Genomic DNA, 16,335 nt, shown 5'->3' with positions numbered 1-16,335 from the left:
CATCCCGTCACTTGGCGCAGGATATCAAGTTGGTCTTCACTAACTGCTGCTGTCTGCACGCAGTTCGGCGGTAAAAGGTGCTAACAGGCTGTTAAAGCTGCTGCACTTGGTTTGTTCCGGCGTGTTGTCTCTCATCAGGCTTTGATAAATTTCCTCACTACGCTGCGGCAAAGCCCCGTAGCTAGAGCTATTCCAGCCCCGTTGCTTGGCGACTTTGTAGGCAACCTTGTCAATGACCGCATCGCTGGGTAAATCACTACGATTGCACTTATATTTTAAATACTTGGTACCAGCAACCACCGACGCCAGCTGTTCTACCTGTTCATTAAGGGGGGTCGGACCCTTTTGCAGAGAAGAACGTGGTTGCTGACACCCCGCAGTGGCCAGCAAAAACAACACGGGGACAAGACGAAAAACCAGAGTTAACTGCATGATAATAATAATCTTATTTTGATTAAGTGGTTCTATTTTAACAAATCCCTCAGCACTGTCACTGGCTAGAGAGAAAAGTTTTCCTTATTGCGATCCCGCTTGCAGATTCATTTTCAGTGCTTTGCATTTTACCTCGTCGCCACACAAGTAGAGCACTGCGCGCCAGGATTAACGATATCTATGATTGAGCGGTTATTAATCCACAGCGTCAATGGCTGACACTGAAAAAATGGCTTCAGCTCCTTTTCATTCAAGGTACTACATCTCTACATGACAAGATTGAAGCCTAATGGCCGCCCTTTTCTATCATAAAAGGATTGAAAGCTGAATCGATACATTAATCATGCAGCAAACTCAACCAATTATTCAACTTAAATCACAATAAAAAAGCAATGAAACGATAATAATTAAATTAATTTTGATTTGAGTCACAAACAAAAAATACCCTCTTGCTTGGCTAGCGGTTTTACTGCAGTTTCAATCCATAAGATTCAGTAATGCATAAATTTTTTTCGGTCTTATTTATAAAAAAGCTGAATCGTTTCAATTTTAAAGCAAAAAAACGCGTTAGATATAATATTTATATAATAGAAGTTAAATACAATGAGCGGATGAATATATTGTTCCCCCTCGTCCATTTTTAACAAAATTACTACAAGGAACGTTATGTCTTACGGTCATCCTATGAAAAAAAAACTTTCCCCTGGGTTAATCATCGCAGTCAGTGCCACACTGCTTTACGGTTGCGATAACTCAACTAACAGTAATCCCCCAAACGATGATAAGCATGTTCAATCCTCTTACCTGGAAAAGTATCGACCTCAATTACAATATACCGCAGCTAAAAACTGGCAAAACGATCCTAACGGATTAGTTTATTACGATGGGGAGTATCATCTTTTTTATCAATACAACCCTAACGGTAATGGCTGGGGCGACATGTCCTGGGGCCATGCCATCAGCACCGATCTGGTACATTGGGAAGAGCTACCCGTGGCTTTAGCCGTTGAGAAAGATGCTGAGGGAAAGGCAACTCAGATGTTTTTCTCTGGCAGTGCTGTCGTCGATATCGATAACACCAGCGGCTTGGGTGAGCCAGGCAAACCCGCCATGGTAGCCATGTATACCAGCTATTATCCGGCAAGTATGACATTGGCAAACGGTAAAACCGTTGAGGCAGGCACTCAGGCACAATCTCTCGCTTATAGCCTGGATAAAGGCCGCACTTGGCAGTTGTATGCCAATAATCCAGTATTGCCTTTGCCACCAACCGGCTATGAAGATCAATTCCGAGAGTTCCGCGATCCTAAACTGTTCTGGTTCGAACCGGAAAAAAAATGGGTAATGGTCGCAGTACTCGCCACCCAGCATAAAGCAGTCCTGTATTCTTCTAAAAATCTACGCGAATGGGCGTTTATGAGTGAATTCGGGCCAATAAATGCCACTGCTGGCGTGTGGGAGTGCCCTGATTTATTCGAACTCCCCGTCGATGGTGATCCCGCAAACAGGAAGTGGGTGATGGTCATCAACCTTAACCCTGGTGGGCCGGTTGGCGGTTCGGGCTCGCAGTATTTTGTCGGTAATTTTAACGGTACCACCTTTGAGGCTGATGACAACAATGTCTTTGACAGTACGCCTCCAGAGGGCGCCGTTGTTGAGAACTTCGAAGGTGACTATAACTCACTGGGATGGACCGCAACGGGAGATCTGGTTGATAGCTATGTATCGCAAGGTAATAATCCAGGTCAGAATGGAGTAAGCCTTTATCAGGGTGAGAAGTTGCTGAATACCTTCGTCAATGGTGACGCGGCAATCGGCACCGTAACGTCCCCGACGTTTAAAATTACCGATAACTATATCAACCTTATGGTTGGCGGAGGCAACCATCCCCACGTTGCTGACAGTACCCTGAAAACCGAATTGCCAGCGGGAGATCTATTGTTCTCAGGTGCAGATTTTGAAGGTGATGAAAAGGTGACCTATAGTCAACTCGGATGGACAGCTGAAGGTGATTTTGTCAATCAGCAGGTTGCCACTGGCACCATTGGCGATCAGCAGCAAGTCACCGGCTTCCTGGGCTCACACCTGGTAAACAGCTTTTTTGGCAAATTAATCAATAAAGAAGATGGAGATTCGGCAATAGGAACATTGACCTCTCCCGCGTTTACCCTTGAAAAACCCTATATCAACTTCCTGATCGGCGGCGGCAATAATCCCTATGGCAAAAGTGGGGCTACGGCGGTGGTGCTGTTGGTAAATGGAGAGGTCATGCGGAGCGCAACCGGAAATGGCAGCGAAGCCCTGAACTGGGTCAATTGGGATGTCGCCGAATATCAAGGGCAGCAGGCCAGGATCGCCATTATTGATGACAACAGCGGCGGCTGGGGCCATATTCTGGCCGACCACTTTATTGCCTCAGATCTACCGGCCAAACCGATTTCATCCGAAACCACGGTAAATCTGCTGGTTAATGACAACATCATCTATAGCGAGACCGGCTCAAATTCTGAAGCCCTTGGCTGGCGGTCGTGGAACGTCGCATCACTCAAAGGGGAGAATGCTCAAATCCAGGTTATTGATAATAATACCGGTGGCTGGGGTCATATACTGGTTGACCAAATCCTCTTATCTGACCAACCAAAACAAACCGCCAACTGGGCAGATTTTGGCTCCGATTTCTATGCTGCCGTTTCCTGGAACGGCGCTCCTGATGGTAAACGTTATTGGGCCGGTTGGATAAGCAATTGGGATTATGCCGGTAGTATACCCACCACTCCTTGGCGCGGTGGACAGACCTTGGTCAGAGAGTTGAAGCTGCAAACGGTGGGGGACCACGTCAAACTCACCCAGGCCCCGGTTGAAAGCATGACAAGCCTGCGTGGTAAACCGCTCTACCAGTTAAAAGAAGAGACGGTGCTCTCGGCAGGAGACACTCTGTTGGCAGATTTTGATGTGCAAGGACAAGTGTATGAAATAGAGGCGCAATTGAAACCGGAGCATGCTACAGAAGTCGGTTTCAAAGTCCGTAAAGGTGCACAGGGTGAAGAAACCCTCATCGGTTATGATGCAGTGGCAGGCGAACTCTATCTGGATCGGACAAAATCGGGTGAAAGCACATTCTTTTCAGGTTTTGCTGCCAAACACCGCGCCCCACTGCCACTTTCAGATGACGGCATACTGAAATTACGCATTATTGTTGATACATCCTCAGTCACCGTTTTTTCCGGTAAAGGTGAAGTAGTTCTGACCGATCTGATATTTCCCGATCCTTCCAGCGCAGGCATTGAGGTTTACAGCCAAGGCAACTCAGCGACGATTGCTACGATGACCATCTGGCCGCTGAAATCAATTTGGGCTGATAAGTAGCCCTGCCCCCGCCCCCGAGGTTCCTGTAAGCTCGGGGGTAATTCATAATGTTGCGGTGCCCCTTCCGTCAAGAATAATCGTAACTCAAAGAAAATTAATTATATTTACTCAATTTTAAAAATACATTCAAATTAACTATATAGGCTTCAGTTTTCTGATGTCTTGTCTATCTAACAATATCACCTCTCCATTTTAATTTATGGATATATCGTTTAAAAATGATATTTTCATCCTGTTACATATGTAGTAATGAAAACCATCACATCTACTTGCTATTTATTATGTTCAAGCATTACTATCTCACCGCTTTATTCTCATCACGGGGGCCTTATGGACGATGGAAGTTTTAGTTTTAGCTTAGTACTACTGGATAAATTTCAGTAATGTAGTTCGTGCTACATTCTGAAATAAACAGAATGTAGACAATCAATCAACGGGTTATCAGCAACGGCCTGGCACTACCGATGTGCCTTGGCATCTGATAATACCGGCTTGTCATGCCTGTTCCTGTAGTATTCATCGTTCACCATCAGCGTAACAATCAGCAAATTAATTTATCTCAAGCTATATGCTTGTTTAAAACGGAGGCGCTCGGCTTAATTAAGCTGACGTTCCCGCCGGTTTTTTGAGAAATTTATGGGATTGGCATTATGCAAAAAAGCAGAAGTACATCTATTTCTAGAAAGTACTATCTAAATGACCTCATTGTTTTTGTAATAGCATCATTGGTCATCGTCTTTCTTATCCGTGCCTGGGGGGACATGCACGGCTCGTTCGATGAACACAGCGTGGGCACCATTAGTCTGGACACCTGGAATCTTTTCTATTACTCACTAAGAACGACAATGCGGTTTGCGATCGGCATGATTTGGTCATTGTTATTCTCCATTGTCTTTGCCGTCTTAGCAGCTCGCTATGTGCCATTACGCAGGGTGATATTACCTTTCGTCAACTTTATGGAGTCAGTACCTTTGGTGGGTTTTTTAACCTTCACCACGGTATATTTTCTTGACCTGTACCCACACAGCGTAATGGGGCTGGAGTGTACCGCTATCTTTGCGGTATTTACCGGCCAGGCATGGAATATGATGTTAACGCTGTACCAGACGCTGCGTATCGTTCCAAGTGAACTGGATGAAGCCGCACGCAGTTTCAACTACAATCCATGGCAACGCTTCTGGCGGTTAGAGTTTATCTATTCCGTACCCGGGTTATTGTGGAATGCCATGGTGTCACAATCGGCTGCATGGTTCGCTCTGGTGGCGTCGGAGGCTATCCCGGTCAGCGATAAATCAGTGGAGTTGCCTGGTGTAGGCTCCTATATTGCCGAAGCGCTGGCGCAGCAAAACCTGCACGCTATTCTGTTTGCCGTGATCACATTGGCAGCCAATATTATCGTGCTCGACCAATTGGTTTTCCGCCCGTTGGTTCGCTATACCTCCCGTTTCAAATACGAAGATGTTACCGCCAATAAAACTGAGGGCAGCTCATGGTTTTATAACTGCCTGAGCGATTCCCATATAGGATCAATGTTGTCAGCAGCCCTGCGTATGCTGGCTGATTTATGGCTGTTTAAACTGCCGCAGATCTGGTACGGCCTTGGCTTGCACAAGCTGTTTCGTATCACCGCCAAAGCCAACTGGCTGTGGCGCAGTACTTGGTATCTCGCGGTGGTCATGGCCTGTGCCTGGTTCGGTTATCAACTGTGGGAGTATTTCCCAAAGCAATACTTCGCCATGATGCCTGAATGGATGCTGCTGACGACTGCGCGTGTAGTGGCTGCAATGGTGCTCAGTATCGTGATTTTCACCCCACTCGGCGTCTGGATAGGCATGAATCCACGCCTGGTGAAATTCTTCCAACCGATCATTCAAATCCTGGCTGCTATCCCGCCGAATATTTTCTATCCTCTGATCGCCGCTTTTATCGCTGTTTATCATCAGGACCTTGGCTGGTGGGCGATTCCAATGATCATGCTCGGCACGCAGTGGTACGTGTTGTTTAACGTCATTGCTGGCGTCACGGCAATCCCATCACATATCACCGAAGTCAGCGAAACCTTCGGTTTACGGAGTTTCAAATGGTGGCGTTACTATATGCTGCCCGCGATTTTCCCCTACATCGTTACCGGCATTATTTCTGCAGCAGGCGGTGCCTGGAATAGCGCCATTGCAGCAGAGGTCATTCAGTGGGGAGCTACCACGATCAGTACTACCGGGCTAGGCGCTTTTATTTCAGTCGTGACCGATGCTGGTAAAAACCCGGAATCCGCGCTGGGCTGTGCTGCCATGTGCTCGCTGGTGGCGTTATGCGTAATCTTTATCTGGCAGCCGCTGTATCGCGTAGCAGAAACCAAATTCAAATATGATTAACGTGGGAAAATTAAATGACTATTCAAGAAGTGGTGCTCAGCGCCAAGCAGGTAAACAAAGCCTTCATTGGAGAAAACAAGCTCCCTAAGGAAGTTCTGCGCGACGTGAATCTGAATATTCACAAGGGTGAATTCGTTACGATCCTTGGGCAGTCAGGTTCTGGTAAATCAACGTTGATGCGCATATTTGCCGGCCTTATTTTCCCTGATACCGGCACGGTATCGCTGGCTGGAAAACCTATCGAAGGACCCGATGCCGATATCAGCATGGTATTCCAGTCTTATGCTCTTTATCCGTGGCTCACAGTGTATGACAACATCGCCTTTGGCCTGCTCGCGCAAGACTTGCCAGCGCCCTTGATCGACAAAAAGCTGAAAGCATTACTCACGCTGGTTGGCTTGAATGGGTATGAGAAAGCCTGGCCCCGTGAACTTTCCGGTGGTATGCGCCAGCGCGTAGGTTTTGCCCGAGCATTAGCCGTGGAGCCCAAAGTTTTACTGTTGGATGAACCCTTTTCTTCTCTTGATATCTTCACCGCGCAGAAACTGCGGATGGATTTAATGAATATCTGGACGAGCAAAAAAAATAATACCAGCGCCATCGTCATGGTGAGCCATGACATAGAAGAGGCGGTCATGATGTCCGATCGAGTCGTCATTATGGATGCCAATAGCCGACAGATCACCGATGAGATCGTTATCGACAGACCACGAGGATCACGGGGCAGGCAGAATATGGCATCCATTATTGATGAAACCAGCGATCGTTTGTATAAGAAAATTGCGATATCACAAAAAGCGTCATAACTTTCAACGTATTTATTAACATCAGGTTATTGAAATGAAAAATAAAATGCACTTGGCTGTATTGGGGCTACTATTGCCAGTAGCCAGCACCACGTTGGCCGCAGAAATCGTAAATAAAGACGGCAATAAATTGGATTTATATGGGCAGATTAATGGCGTTCATTATTTCAGTGATAATGCTGGCAGCAGCGGGGATCAGTCCTACACTCGCTTTGGCTTTAAAGGTGAAACACAAATTAATGATGACATCATAGGATACGGCCAATGGGAATATCAGATTGGGCTGAACGAAGCGGAAAACGGCGAGCAAAGTGGTAACTATACGCGGTTGGGTTTTGCCGGGGTGAAATTCGGCCCGTTTGGCAGCATCAGCTATGGGCGCAACTACGGTTTACTCTATGATGTGGGAAGCTGGACCGATGTATTACCCGAGTTTGGTAATGACAGTTATGAAGCTGCTGACAACTTTATGACCAGCCGGGGCAACGGGATGTTGACCTATCATAATCAGGGTTTGGGAGGGATTATTGATGGCCTGAATATCGGCATGCAATATCAGGGAAAGAATCGGGGGGACGACGCTCATCGCACGCAAGACCTACAGACACAAAACGGCGATGGATATTCCTTCTCCACGACCTACGACATGGGTTGGGGGCTAAGTGCTGGCGGTGCCTACGCCAATTCGGATCGTACACAGGCACAGCGTAGCTTTGGTCTGGCCAATGGCGATCGTGCCAGAGCCTGGACTCTAGGCCTGAAGTACGATCGGGATAACCTCTATCTGGCAGCAAACTATACCCGCACTCAGAACATGACCTACGTGGATGGTGGCAACTACACCGGCTTTGCACCAAAGGCCGATGCCGTCGAGGCCGTGGCGCAGTATCACTTTGATTCTGGCATCACCCCTTCTCTTGCCTATTTGCAATCACGTGGGCGTGACCTGCGTGGCATCGGTGATACCGATCTGGTCAAGTATATAGATATGGCGCTGGGTTATAGCTTCAATGCCAATATGTCGACCTATGTTGAGTACAAACTGAACCTGCTGGATAAACACAATGCGGCCGGTTTAAGTGCAGATGATGTCGTCGAGACGGGGATTATGTACCAGTTCTGAGAAGTTAGCACTGAAACACATGCCCAATGAGGTTTGGCCTCATTGGGCTTTTTTATCGTTTTTGAACGGATAAAAGGCAGCAAGCGGACAGATGAATGAAAGTTAAAAACAGTGAATACAATCATGCTAGCCGTTTTTTCTGCATTCCGCATTGCCAATCGGCATTTCCCTCTGAAATTATAGTATTTATCATAGCGAAGCCAAAGAGAATAATCACCACATTGACTGCATTGCAATCATTTAACGGTTTAGTTTCACTCCCATTTCTTCGGGATTTATAGCCAGCCACGTATTTAAACTACAACCTCGTTGACGCTATGTTTAGTTTAAACAACCCTTGCGACACCCATTAATATTAAATTACATTTTGCAGTTCTAAAATACCACTCAGTTATTGAGCTTCCAGAGCCTTGTGGGTACTATGAGACTCCGATTTGATACAGGATAAAATTATGGACACCGACGGTTCGTTATTCATTGGTTTGTTGAGCCTGCTGGAGGCTTAGGCGCAATAGTCATTTTACTGCGTCCTGAATAGTATCCGGATGTGACGTACTCACGTCACAACTGCACTTTATTCTTACTTCCTTCAGCGCCTTATACTAGGCGATCCCTAGCTGACAGCACCTCTCAATAGCCAGAATTCAACTTATTAATCAGACCAATAAGGCCGCTGGCATTCTCCCGTGTAAATTTTCACGTCTGGATGTTCCTGTGCAAAACTCAGCGGCATATCCTATTCGCCAATTTTTAAATATAACCAAGGAAATATGATGGCCAAGAAAAAAGTATTACTTACTGTCAGCAACGTTAGCAAGAGCTTCCAACCTACGGCCCAAAAATCACATTTGGTCCTTAGTGATATCGACCTCAAAGTCTATGACAATGAAGTGATCAGCGTATTAGGAAAGTCCGGATCGGGCAAATCCACTCTACTGCGGATCATCTCAGGTTTGATATCTCCTGATTTTGGTGATGTCATGCTGGGTGAGGACAAAGTCTCAGGCCCTAACCCACAAATCAATATGGTTTTCCAGAACTTTGCTATTTTCCCTTGGTTAACCGTCTATCAAAACATCGCCTTTGGATTGCAGGCACAGCATTATTCCCAAGACACCATCGACAAACAGGTGATAAAAATGCTGAACCTGATTGGTCTGGAAAAGTATCGCAATGCTTTCCCACGAGAACTTTCCGGTGGTATGCGCCAACGGGTTGGGTTTGCCCGTGCACTCGTCGTCGAACCTGAATTGCTGTTACTGGATGAGCCTTTCTCTTCCCTGGATATTTATACCGGAGAAAATCTGCGCAGTGACCTAATGCAGATTTGGTCGACGCGGCAAATAAAAACTCGCTCCATGATTTTAGTAACCCACAGCGTAACAGAAGCCGTAATGATGTCAGATCGGATTATTTTGCTTGGTTCAGAACCCGCTACCGTTACTGGCAATTATGAAATCACCCTGCGGCGTGAAGAGCGGAACAAACGCTCAATGCAAAGCCTGATCGAAGAAATCAGCGCGGAGCTAAGCCAGCAAATTGCCACTTCGGCCTATTAAAGCCAAGCCCTGTGTAAACGCCGCTGATCCGCGTCTGCCAAGGCATAATATCGAATTTTAATCGCTGACTGGCAGATGAAAAGTCTGCCATTTTAACTACCTGTTTATCAAGAGTTACCTTTTATTCGGTGTTTCATGATAAGCAGATACCATGTTGAGTTTTATCATGCATTTTTTTCAAACATTATTAACGTTGTCAACGGCATCGTTACTTGGCGCAATTATTGGCTATGAAAGACAGTTCCGGCAACGCACCGCCGGGTTACGCACCAATACGCTTGTTGCCACCAGCGCAGCTATTTTTGTACATCTGGCTATGACCATTGATGGCAGTGGGGGTGCGGTAAGAGTGATTTCTTATGTGGTTTCTGGCGTCGGTTTTCTTGGGGCCGGGGCAATCATGAAAGAAGGAATGAATATCCGCGGCCTGAACACAGCAGCTACGCTTTGGGGGTCGGCAGCCGTTGGTACCTGTGCGGGTTGTGCATTATATGGAGATGCACTGGCCGCTACCTTATACGTGCTGGCTGCCAACACACTGCTGCGCCCGATCGTCAATATGGTCAACAAGCAACCCTTCAGCGATGTTAACGGTGAATCTACCTACCAGATCTGCGTTATTGCATTTGAACACGAGCAGCGCGAAGCGTTAGCCAAATTCAAACAGGTGATGCAAGCCGAAAACTGCTTTATCTCGCACCTGGATATCGAGCCTTTTGGCGATGATGACGTGGAGATCACCGCAACTCTCATGCCCGCCTCTGTCACTACTACGGTACTTGATAAAACCGTCAATACTTTACTTGGCGATAGCATGATGAAGCAGGCCTATTATAGCCGAATTTGTGGCTCTGGTTAAAAAACGTCATGCAGGCCCCTTTTACACAGCTGATTAAAATATGAATGAAGAGACTTATTATGAAAAGTATGCCGAAATTATCCCACCTGACTACCTTTAAAGAAATTGTTTATTGCGGTAGTTTACATGAAACATCAAAAAAACTGGCTATTTCACAACCGACACTCAGCCGTATTATTAAAGAACTTGAAGAAAATATTGGATCGCGTCTATTGGAACGCAGCAACCGTGGTGTTCGGCTCACGGCGGTAGGTGAAGCTTTTTTTCAACGCATTGACGCTATCACCAATGAGTTAAGAAATACCATTTATGAATTCCGTGGACTGCAAGAAACCGGAGAGAAATTCTTGCGCCTTGGCATGAGCACCTATCCATTGCTATGTTATCTCCCCGACGCCCTTGAGATCTTTAATCAGCGTTATCCACACACCCGTATTGTCGTGATTGAGGATTGCCCCGAAGGGTTGGTCGCCAAGTTGAGAAATAACGAATTGGATCTGGTGGTCTGTAACCTCAGCGAGGGGATTAACTGTGTCGATCTGGTAACGCAGGACTTTAAGTGTGAAACGTTTTCGCTTTATCAAGGGAACAATCAATCCCCTGATGAGCTGCCGCTGGACGAAACCAAGTGGGTAGTCCCACATTCCTGTACTGCTGGCCGTTTAGCAATGCAAGACTCCTCTTTCCCGTGCACGCAGCAGGGTCATGTCGTGGAAACTGATTCTTTCCTCGCCACCTGGTGCCTAGTGAAACAACAGGGTTATCGCGCGCTATTAAGCGATCGTATCGTGACACAATACAGCCCGCAGCTGAACCTCAAGAAAATATCTGCTGAAGATATCAATATCAGCGCATGCTTTTATATTATTCAACGTGACGAGCCCATGACATCATCCATTACTAACGATTTTACCGAGATCCTGATGGCGATGTGAACGACAGGTAAACGTCCTCTTCCAGTTGGCTTTGTTGATTAAATCGAACTTCTGACTGCAATCAGGATCAGAACACCACATTCCTGATCCTGTAGCGGTGTCCCGTGGCAAAAAATTTAAAAACAACAACTGGGCGGCCTACAACAGAACTCTCGTCAATCTGGGGGCATTAATGAGGTTAATGTTGCCTAACGCCGCGGCGTTCACCGTTAAATAATGGCACGCCTAAAAGTTAAACCTCTCGGCTTTGGTTGGCTCGCTGTCGGTGTAGCAGCGTCATGGGGATAATCGCCCGCTGACTTTGCCCTTCTCCTTTTAACGCCTGCTGCATGGCTCCAAACGCCTTTTCGACCCAGGCATCCTCATTTTGGCGTACCGACCAGATGTTATTGGATAAAAATCCTAGCATCGGGTGTTCGTCGAAAGTTCCAATATTAATTTCCGAAGGAATATAGCCAAAATGCGAGCGCAGCACGCTTAATGCCCCTTCCAGCACCGGCAGCGAGGAAGCAATAAACGCAGGCGGCGCTGAGTGATGATGTTCCAGAAAAGTACGCATCAGCATTTCGCCATCTTCCCGGCGGTTATGCGCCGCCTCCATTATCCATTGGCGCGTATCTGCAATACCTCGCGTAGCCAGCACCGCCTCATAGCCACTCATACGCTCTTTGATCGTCGGTTGGCCGACGTCACCGGCCATGAAAAACAGTGGCATCTGGCCCGCGTCAAACATCGCTTCGGTCAGCGCGGCGCTGCCGCGCTGATTATCACTCACCACCAGCGATACGTCGGGTATGCCAAAGTCTCGGTCCAGCAATACCAAAGGTTTGGTTGAGCGTTTCATATGGTGTTTCTGCGATTGCAGCGAGGAAGGCACCACAAACAAGCCGTCCACGTTGCGTGCTACCAAGGCTTCCACCAGCCTGTTCTCATGTTTCAAATCGCTATAGGTACAGCAGATCATCAATTGATAGCCCGCCTCACGGCAGCGGATTTCCAGTTTTTCGGCCAGCGTTGAGAAAAATACGTTAGATAACCGTGGAATGATTAACCCAAGCGTTTCGGTTTTATTCAGTTTGAGGCTGCGAGCCGTATGGTTAACGGTGTAGCCATGTTCGGCCACGTATGCATTGATGCGAGCCTGGGTCTTGCTGCTGATACGGTATTGTTGCGCTTTATTATTCAGCACCAGACGGACGGTTGTGATGGAGATATTCAGTGCAGTGGCAATTTGCTCTACTGTTTTAGCCATGAGCAACAGCATCCATGAAAAACAATCAAGAACTCTAGTCTATCAGACTTAGCTACTTCGAGTCAGCGCGGGATCTAGCGGTATGAGCAAACACCGGCGGGGCACAAATTGGTGGTTGAAAGATACCTGCCAGAGCGGCGTAGTCGCCCTGGCAGGTTGCGGATTACAGCGTATCTTTCGTCAGATCACGTCTGGAGGTTTCTGGCGCCCGCCAGGCGGCATAGGCCGCGACCAGTGCCGCAATGACCACATAGCAGGCAACCAGTGTCCAGTCATTGTTATCGATTGCCGTTAATCCTTTAGCAATAAACGGCGTGAAGCCTCCGGCAACAATGGCCCCCAGCTGTGCGCCAATCGATGCCCCGCTGTAACGGACTTTTGGGCCAAACAGCTCCGTGAAGAAAGAAGGCTGTACGGCGTTAATCGAGTTATGGGCAATGTTAATCAGCAGGATATAGCCCAGCACCATCAGTACGAAAGAGCCGCTTTCCAGTAACCAGAAGAAGGGGAAGGCCATTGCTGCGGCAAAGAGTGCACCGAAAATGTATACCGGGCGTCGGCCAACCTTATCGGACAAAGCGCCGAACAGCATATGCATCGGGAACGCCAGCACGCAGGTGGACATAATCACGTTCAGCATGGTCTGTTTATCGACCCCAAGCTGAGTGGTAGCGTAGGACACTGCAAATACCGTGGTCATGAAGAACGGCACGCTTTCGGCGAAGCGCAGCACCATAATCAGCAGAATACTGCGCCACTGGTCGCGGACCACCGTGATCACCGGGCTCTCTTCTTTTTGCACAACCTTTTTCGGATTCAATTTCTGCTGTCTTTGCACTTCCTGGAACACCGGCGTTTCATCCAGGCGACGGCGCATGTACATGCCCACCAGCACCAAAACGACGCTCAGCATAAATGGAATACGCCATCCCCAGGACAACAGCTGTTCTTCCGGTAACTGGGTCACTAGCGCAAATATCCCGGTAGCCAGTAACTGACCAGAGAACCCCCCGGTCTGTGGGATTGAACCGAGCAGCCCACGGCGATTGGCGGGAGCACTCTCGACCACCATCAACATCGCACCGCCCCATTCACCACCGACCAGAAAACCCTGTACGAAGCGCAGCACCACCAGCAAAATCGGTGCCCAGATCCCGATACTGTTATATGAGGGCAGGCAACCAATCAGGAAGGTCGCAGCCCCCATACCGCCCAGCGTGATTAACAGGGTAATTTTACGCCCGAGCGTATCCCCCATGTGACCGAAGAATACTCCGCCCAGCGGGCGGGCAACAAAGCCCACCCCGAAGGTGGCGAAAGAGGCCAGCATCGCGGTCAGAGGGCTGACGTTGGGGAAGAAAACCTTACTGAAAACTAACGCACTCGCCAGGCCATACAGCAGGAAATCATAGTATTCGATGGTGTTACCAATCCAGCTAGACACCACTACGCGGCGAATACTGGATTTATCCAGTACGGCTTTTTGTGTTACAGGCATATCCAGAGAAACTGACATGGCATACTACCTCATTGAGTCGCGCCAGAACGTTTTAGGCACTCTGGCGTCACCGCACTGCTTACAGCCGGCGAATGTTGTAGGGTACTGTTATGGTTCGTCCGGGCTGCTTCAAGCCAGATGCAATGCGCAGTAGACGATATTTTTTCGGTTCCAGGTGTAAGTGAGGTGCAAAGTATCCCCCTCAAAAATGATTGCGGGGTAAGAAAACTCCCCTTCCCCGCTCTCTACATCCAGCGGGGTTGACCAGTGCTCACCGTTATCAAACGACAGACTGAGTGAAATCGGGAAACGCCGACCCCAATTGCCTTCGATCGGGTTATAGGCAAGTACCAGGACGCCCTGAGCCGCGCGTACCAGATCGATACCGCTGTTATTATTGGGCAGGCAGGTAGCGTAGGCCGCGCACCAACTTTTACCGTTATCCGTAGAATCACTGCGATAAACGCGCCCGCGAGTGCTACGCATCAACATATGAATATGGCCTGCGGCCGATTCCCACAGCGAAGGTTGAATCACCCCATCCCACTGAAAAACCCTTTCAAGATCGTTTTCCCATAGGGCATCGGCCTGTAACCCTTGCCATAGCTGACTGTCATCATGGCTGGCCTGCTGTTGATGCTTAATGGGCACCTGAACCATCTGCCAGTGCTGGCCCCCATCTTCACTACGATCGACAAAGGCATCCCAATGGCGATCGTCTTCGGTTGACCCTGGTGCCAACCAACACCCGTCGCTGGTCACCAACAATTTGTTTTTCACCGGCCCGCGTGGCAAAGCATCCCTCTTGACCAATTCCGCGGGTGCGCTCCAGGTAACGCCGTCATCCGATGATTTCACATAGCGGGTTTTCCATTCATGGACATTGGGGCCGACTTTATAAAACAGCCAGATATCTCCCTGTTGTTTGTGCAGTACAGGATTCCAATGTGCCAATCCCTCGCTGAAAATGGTTCTCTGCGGTGTCTGCCATATTCCCTGGTGTTGCCGCGATAACCAGATAGCCGTATCGCTACTACCTTCTTTCTGCCCGGCAAAATAAGCCACCAGCACGTCACCACTAGTTAAGGTAAGTAGCGTTGAGGCATGACAGTTGTTAAAACCCGACCAGTCTTGAGGCAATAAAAATTGCTGAACCCTGAGTGTCAAAGACATAGCTTTCCCCGTCATCAAAGCTGTAAATGAATTTGCAACATTTCGCCGAGCCGCAGCATGCTGTTAATCGCTTCGGGATAAAAACTTTCCGGATACGATTGGCTATTTTTAGAGCGGCAAGCGATGGCGCTGAAATTACCTATCTGTTGCTGATAAAACTTGGCGCACACCGGATAATCGAGATTCTCGACCAACGCAGCGGTAGAAAGGTAGTCGGCTAATTGAGCCGCTTTTTCTGGCTCGGCGCGCCAGTGTTCAAACAGCCAGATATATAGCGCAGGATGGAAGTTGGCCATCACCCCGCTATAGGCCTGACACCCGGCCTGCAGTGAGGCCAGTAAGGTCTGACTATTGGCATTGGCCAGATGCAGACGGCTACCCTGGCTTAAGCTCAGCCTTCGCTCAATCACGGGCAACGAACAGCAGGTGTCTTTGATAAAAGTGTAACGCCCGCTGCTGGCACACCAGGCCACCACCTCATCGGATAGCAACCGTTTAAAGGGGTATGGGCACTCGTAAATACCCAGATCTATCTCCTTGGGGAGCGCGGCGGTAAGTTGCTGCAATGAGGCCAATACCTGACTGTCCGGCTCCCCGGCCAGGGCCAGGCGGTTGCTTATCAGGATCTGGCCATCAATCCCCGTCTCACACATGGCGTTGAGCTGTTCCTGTTGCTGGCTGATGCCACTGGCGGTATGGCCAGAAGCCACCACGGGCACACGGCCGTCAACCTTCTCGACAATAAACCTGACTAACTGGCGGGCTTCGCCGTCGCTGAGGAAAAACATTTCGCTCGACTGGCAGGCAGCAAACAGCCCGTGGACGCCCGCATCCAGATACCAGTCCACCAGTTTTTCCAGTGAGCCCCAATCAATTTCCCGCCGTTCGCTAAACGGCGTCAGCATCACGGGCCAGATACCGGTGTACTTCTGTGCTTCAGTTCGCGTTTGCATCATCGTT

General features: G+C 48.4%; 12 protein-coding genes. 7 read left to right on the top strand and 5 right to left on the bottom strand.

Annotation, left to right across the window (positions count from 1 at the left end; all coding sequences use genetic code 11):
* Positions 1-39: 39 nt before the first annotated feature.
* Positions 40-432, bottom strand: coding sequence for a type II secretion system pilot lipoprotein GspS (gene gspS / locus ACKWMY_RS17155; protein WP_029711496.1), 393 nt, complete (start codon positions 430-432; stop codon positions 40-42).
* 666 nt (positions 433-1,098) lie between these two features.
* Here gspS and ACKWMY_RS17150 point away from each other — a divergent pair.
* The 7 genes from ACKWMY_RS17150 (at position 1,099) to ACKWMY_RS17120 (ending at position 11,452) form a co-directional block, all read left to right on the top strand.
* Positions 1,099-3,798: a GH32 C-terminal domain-containing protein gene (locus ACKWMY_RS17150; protein WP_409486666.1), complete on the top strand. Its 2,700-nt coding sequence runs from the start codon at positions 1,099-1,101 to the stop codon at positions 3,796-3,798.
* A 761-nt stretch (positions 3,799-4,559) separates the two neighbouring features.
* Positions 4,560-6,170 carry an ABC transporter permease subunit gene (locus ACKWMY_RS17145; protein WP_233169484.1) on the top strand — a complete coding sequence of 537 codons (1,611 nt, stop codon included), beginning with the start codon at positions 4,560-4,562 and terminating at the stop codon, positions 6,168-6,170.
* Positions 6,171-6,184: 14 nt separating this feature from the next.
* Positions 6,185-6,976, top strand: a complete 792-nt coding sequence (locus tag ACKWMY_RS17140; protein ID WP_074028114.1) for an ABC transporter ATP-binding protein — start codon at positions 6,185-6,187, stop codon at positions 6,974-6,976.
* 46 nt (positions 6,977-7,022) lie between these two features.
* The gene (locus ACKWMY_RS17135; RefSeq protein ID WP_409486685.1) at positions 7,023-8,099 is read left to right on the top strand and encodes a porin; all 1,077 of its coding nucleotides are present in this window, start codon (positions 7,023-7,025) and stop codon (positions 8,097-8,099) included.
* Positions 8,100-8,869: 770 nt separating this feature from the next.
* Complete coding sequence (locus ACKWMY_RS17130; RefSeq protein WP_409486665.1) at positions 8,870-9,658, top strand: ABC transporter ATP-binding protein; 789 nt, start codon at positions 8,870-8,872, stop codon at positions 9,656-9,658.
* A gap of 166 nt (positions 9,659-9,824) precedes the next feature.
* Positions 9,825-10,517 (top strand): MgtC/SapB family protein, encoded by a 693-nt coding sequence (locus ACKWMY_RS17125; protein ID WP_143182182.1) that lies wholly within the window; start codon positions 9,825-9,827, stop codon positions 10,515-10,517.
* 59 nt (positions 10,518-10,576) lie between these two features.
* Positions 10,577-11,452: a LysR family transcriptional regulator gene (locus ACKWMY_RS17120; protein ID WP_309048121.1), complete on the top strand. Its 876-nt coding sequence runs from the start codon at positions 10,577-10,579 to the stop codon at positions 11,450-11,452.
* A 232-nt stretch (positions 11,453-11,684) separates the two neighbouring features.
* Here ACKWMY_RS17120 and ACKWMY_RS17115 read toward each other — a convergent pair whose 3' ends face one another.
* The 4 genes from ACKWMY_RS17115 to ACKWMY_RS17100 all read right to left on the bottom strand — a co-directional run bounded on the left by ACKWMY_RS17115 (position 11,685) and on the right by ACKWMY_RS17100 (position 16,331).
* Positions 11,685-12,704, bottom strand: coding sequence for a LacI family DNA-binding transcriptional regulator (locus ACKWMY_RS17115; protein ID WP_024530047.1), 1,020 nt, complete (start codon positions 12,702-12,704; stop codon positions 11,685-11,687).
* 163 nt (positions 12,705-12,867) lie between these two features.
* Entirely contained in the window at positions 12,868-14,220 is a 1,353-nt protein-coding gene (locus ACKWMY_RS17110) for an MFS transporter (protein WP_024530046.1), read from the bottom strand.
* 111 nt (positions 14,221-14,331) lie between these two features.
* Positions 14,332-15,375 (bottom strand): sialidase family protein, encoded by a 1,044-nt coding sequence (locus tag ACKWMY_RS17105; RefSeq protein ID WP_409486664.1) that lies wholly within the window; start codon positions 15,373-15,375, stop codon positions 14,332-14,334.
* A 14-nt stretch (positions 15,376-15,389) separates the two neighbouring features.
* On the bottom strand, positions 15,390-16,331 hold the full coding sequence (locus ACKWMY_RS17100) for a dihydrodipicolinate synthase family protein (protein WP_409486663.1): 942 nt from the start codon (positions 16,329-16,331) through the stop codon (positions 15,390-15,392).
* Positions 16,332-16,335 lie beyond the last annotated feature (4 nt).

The sequence above is a fragment of the Serratia sp. J2 genome, assembly GCF_046269175.1.
Classification (GTDB): domain Bacteria; phylum Pseudomonadota; class Gammaproteobacteria; order Enterobacterales; family Enterobacteriaceae; genus Chania; species Chania fonticola_C.
This window is presented reverse-complemented; position numbering and strand designations above follow the sequence as displayed.